The 2500-nt window shown below is 50.4% G+C and carries 2 rRNA genes (1 of these 2 running past the window's edge); both read left to right on the forward strand.

Annotation, left to right across the window (positions count from 1 at the left end):
• Positions 1 to 1982 (forward strand): 23S ribosomal RNA (locus ACOQOZ_RS15695) (it extends 906 nt beyond the left edge of the window).
• Between the two features lie 185 nt (positions 1983 to 2167).
• Positions 2168 to 2283 (forward strand): 5S ribosomal RNA (gene rrf / locus ACOQOZ_RS15700).
• Positions 2284 to 2500 lie beyond the last annotated feature (217 nt).

A 2500-nucleotide genomic window follows, 5' to 3' on the forward strand; every position in this document is an offset into this window, starting at 1 on the left:
AATACCCATGAGTTCAATCACGGGAGACACACGGCGGGTGCTAACGTCCGTCGTGGAAAGGGAAACAACCCAGACCGTCAGCTAAGGTCCCAAAGTTACAGTTAAGTGGGAAACGATGTGGGAAGGCTAAAACAGCTAGGAGGTTGGCTTAGAAGCAGCCACCCTTTAAAGAAAGCGTAATAGCTCACTAGTCGAGTCGGCCTGCGCGGAAGATATAACGGGGCTCAAACTGTACACCGAAGCTACGGATGCACTTTGTGCATGGTAGAGGAGCGTTCTGTAAGCCGTTGAAGGTCAAGGTGTGAACCAGGCTGGAGGTATCAGAAGTGCGAATGCTGACATGAGTAACGATAAAGGGAGTGAAAAACTCCCTCGCCGGAAACCCAAGGGTTCCTGTCCAACGTTAATCGGGGCAGGGTTAGTCGGACCCTAAGGCGAGGCTGAGAAGCGTAGTCGATGGGAAACAGGTTAATATTCCTGTACTTGTTTGTAGTGCGATGGGGGGACGGAGAAGGCTAGGCCAGCACGGCGTTGGTTGTCCGTGTTTAAGCTGGTAGGCAGAAGACTTAGGCAAATCCGGGTCTTCAATGCCGAGACGTGATGACGGTGACTCTACGGAGTCCGAAGTGGTCGATGCCATGCTTCCAGGAAAATCCTCTAAGCTTCAGCTACAAAGAAACCGTACTCTAAACCGACACAGGTGGGTAGGTAGAGAATACCAAGGCGCTTGAGAGAACTCGGGTGAAGGAACTAGGCAAAATGGCACCGTAACTTCGGGAGAAGGTGCGCCGGCTAGGGTGAAGGACTTGCTCCGTAAGCTCTGGCCGGTCGAAGATACCAGGTGGCTGCGACTGTTTATTAAAAACACAGCACTCTGCAAACACGAAAGTGGACGTATAGGGTGTGACGCCTGCCCGGTGCCGGAAGGTTAATTGATGGGGTTAGCATCTGCGAAGCTCTTGATCGAAGCCCCGGTAAACGGCGGCCGTAACTATAACGGTCCTAAGGTAGCGAAATTCCTTGTCGGGTAAGTTCCGACCTGCACGAATGGCGTAACGACGGCCACACTGTCTCCACCCGAGACTCAGTGAAATTGAATTCGCAGTTAAGATGCTGCGTTCCCGCGGCTAGACGGAAAGACCCCGTGAACCTTTACTATAGCTTCACAGTGAACTTTGAATTGGCTTGTGTAGGATAGCTGGGAGGCTTTGAAGCCGGATCGCCAGATTCGGTGGAGCCAATCTTGAAATACCAGCCTGGTCAATTTGGGGTTCTAACTCAGGTCCATTATCTGGATCGAGGACACTGTGTGGTGGGTAGTTTGACTGGGGCGGTCTCCTCCCAAAGAGTAACGGAGGAGCACGAAGGTCGGCTAATCCTGGTCGGACATCAGGAGGTTAGTGCAATGGCATAAGCCGGCTTAACTGCGAGACAGACACGTCGAGCAGGTACGAAAGTAGGTCATAGTGATCCGGTGGTTCTGTATGGAAGGGCCATCGCTCAACGGATAAAAGGTACTCCGGGGATAACAGGCTGATACCGCCCAAGAGTTCACATCGACGGCGGTGTTTGGCACCTCGATGTCGGCTCATCACATCCTGGGGCTGAAGCCGGTCCCAAGGGTATGGCTGTTCGCCATTTAAAGTGGTACGCGAGCTGGGTTTAGAACGTCGTGAGACAGTTCGGTCCCTATCTGCCGTGGGCGTTTGAGATTTGAGAAGAGCTGCTCCTAGTACGAGAGGACCGGAGTGGACGAACCTCTGGTGTTCGGGTTGTCATGCCAATGGCATTGCCCGGTAGCTACGTTCGGACAGGATAACCGCTGAAAGCATCTAAGCGGGAAGCCCCCTTCAAGATGAGATCTCACTGGAACTTCGAGTTCCCTGTAGGGCCCAGGAAGACTACCTGGTTGATAGGCAAGGTGTGTAAGCGTTGTGAGGCGTTGAGCTAACTTGTACTAATTGCCCGTGAGGCTTGACCATATAACACCCAAACTGGTTGTGTTAACAAGCCAACTCTGAATAAAACAGAGTAAAGAACAATCGGCAGCCGCCGGTTCGTTAGAGAATCTCTTTTTAGGTGAACAACTTAAAAAAACTCATGTATCCAACCTTATTTGCAACGTAGTCGCAGACATCGTAAGACGACCACAATGCATACAAGTTTGCTTGACGACAATAGAGCTGTGGAACCACCTGAATCCATTCCGAACTCAGAAGTGAAACGCAGCATCGCCGATGGTAGTGTGGGGCTTCCCCATGTGAGAGTAGGTCATCGTCAAGCTCTTATTCTAAAACCCCGATCGCTTACGCGGTCGGGGTTTTTTCATATAAGTGTAAGCTGTTGATTTTTGATCAAGCTTTCAGTCAAAAACAAAATTCATAAAAAAAGTTTGAATTTAGTTATTGACACCGAAGCTTAAATCATTAGAATGCGCAGCCCGCTTCGAGAGAAACGAAGCAAAGTTCTTTAAAAATTAGCATTAAGTAATTCGTGTGGG

This window comes from Bacterioplanoides sp. (assembly GCF_965219715.1).
Lineage (GTDB): Bacteria > Pseudomonadota > Gammaproteobacteria > Pseudomonadales > Oceanobacteraceae > Bacterioplanoides.